This is a genomic window from Bacillus zhangzhouensis (genome assembly GCF_000715205.1).
Lineage (GTDB): Bacteria > Bacillota > Bacilli > Bacillales > Bacillaceae > Bacillus > Bacillus zhangzhouensis.
In genome coordinates, this window is sequence record NZ_JOTP01000058.1 from 1 (window position 1) to 1,639 (window position 1,639).

4 protein-coding genes are annotated in these 1,639 nt (G+C 34.2%); all 4 read right to left on the minus strand.

The window, feature by feature from the left end; all coding sequences use genetic code 11:
• Positions 1 to 129: 129 nt before the first annotated feature.
• On the minus strand, positions 130 to 756 hold the full coding sequence (locus tag BA70_RS18650) for a DUF4352 domain-containing protein (RefSeq protein WP_034325231.1): 627 nt from the start codon (positions 754 to 756) through the stop codon (positions 130 to 132).
• A 158-nt stretch (positions 757 to 914) separates the two neighbouring features.
• Entirely contained in the window at positions 915 to 1,109 is a 195-nt protein-coding gene (locus BA70_RS21045; RefSeq protein WP_420834693.1) for an ImmA/IrrE family metallo-endopeptidase, read from the minus strand.
• The gene (locus BA70_RS21050; RefSeq protein WP_149865378.1) at positions 1,102 to 1,227 is read right to left on the minus strand and encodes an ImmA/IrrE family metallo-endopeptidase; all 126 of its coding nucleotides are present in this window, start codon (positions 1,225 to 1,227) and stop codon (positions 1,102 to 1,104) included. Before BA70_RS21050 ends, BA70_RS21045 begins: the two co-directional genes overlap by 8 nt.
• Before the next feature lie 164 nt (positions 1,228 to 1,391).
• On the minus strand, positions 1,392 to 1,639 hold a 248-nt coding region (locus BA70_RS18655), incomplete at its 5' end, for a sigma factor-like helix-turn-helix DNA-binding protein (protein WP_149865379.1).

The window sequence follows — 1,639 nt, forward strand, 5'->3', positions numbered from 1 at the left end:
GAGCGCGCGTAAATGCATAAGGATTTCATTATTAATGTCAAGAGGGGGGTGCTTTTATATATGAAGTTTTATTGGAAAACATACGTTCTGTTTTATTTAGAAAAAGAAAAGCCCGAAAAGGGCCTTCAACTATTTTGTTTTAAAGAATAGTTTGCCTGAAGTAGACATACTTTTATAAGCTATTAAAAAATCATCGTCTTTTTTTACTTGATTCACTATATAACCTTCAAGTGAACCACCTTTATATACTTCCCCTTCAAATTTTTTGGTCACAACAATACCAATTTCCTGAGAATAAGGAGAACCATCACTACTAAAAAAGTCAAAGTTAAGAATTGGGCTGAATAGTATAGGCTCATCATCTGTTTCAGAATCTGTCATCTTCACGTTAACTTTTACAAGTGCATATTCATACCCTTTATTAGGCTTAGAATTATTGCTATTCGTTTTATATAAGATATCAAATGCTTTATCGCCTCGAATAACTTCTTTTACAATCATCTCTAATGTAGCTGTATATTCTTTATTCTGTGTCATTATATAATCTTCAAACATTAATGGTTCTTTTAGAGGAATAGGTGCTGATCTTGTTCCATCGGCTTCTTTCTTACTTTCCTGTTTTGAAGACGATTCACTTGAAGCGTTGGTATCTTGTTTTCCCTTTTCTTCTTCTTTGGTGTTAGAGCTTTGTGCATTACAAGCTGATAAAGCTACTGTTAATAAAAGAACTACAAATAAAGTTAATTTTCTTTTCAAGATTTTTTCTCCTTTTATTCTTTTTAGTTGTGGTTATTTATTGAATCCGTTGGAATGGGATTGATACATCATCCTATATACATAATTTAGAAACACAGACAATATTATAAAGGAAAAAATTTTTAATTGTTGATTTTCGACAAAATTAGACAAAATAATTATGACATATGGCATGGTTTTAAAGTCATGAAACGTTCGGTAGCGAATTTATATGAAACCTTGAAAAGAGATGCTATTTCATTTGTGAAATTATTATATGGTTGAATAGCTTTTATTTTTCTAAGCATAAAAGTGGGAATACAAAACTTATATGCAAATCGCTTTGCTTGCATTTCCTGCAGCTCTCTAAACAGTGGGGGGCATAATTAGTTGATTTCCTTCATGTCTTAGCGCATGACAAAGTTCATGACCAAAATCTTGCCACTGTTCTTGAGGGCTAAGGCGGGTATTAATGAGAAATAGTTCCAGCATAGTACCGGCTGCTGATGTTTAAGAATTCAACTTTTAAGAAACTAAAGTAGATTAGAGCGAAATAAAAAACAGACCTCATTTAGTCTGTTTTTTATCACGCAGAAATGAAGTTGTTTTCTTGAATTCTTCAAAACTTCAAAACTTCAAAACTTCAAATCTTCAAATCACTTCCCCTTCTCCCGCTTCCGTTTTTCCTTCTCCGCCCGGTAAAACTCATGAAACATCTTCATCAGTGCCCGCTTTTCAATCCGGGACACATAGCTTCTCGATATCCCAAGCTCCTTCGCTATTTCCCGCTGCGTTTTCTCTTTCTTTAAATCAAGGCCGAACCGGCCGACGATGACTTCTTTTTCTCGCCCGTCGAGAATGCCGATATACTCCTTTACTTTTTCAAGCTCCATGTTGAGCTGAA

Coding starts and splice junctions, on each gene's coding strand:
- BA70_RS21050 (WP_149865378.1), bottom strand. CDS start 1,227: ATGCTGGAACTATTTCTCATTAATACCCGCCTTAGCCCTCAAGAACAG.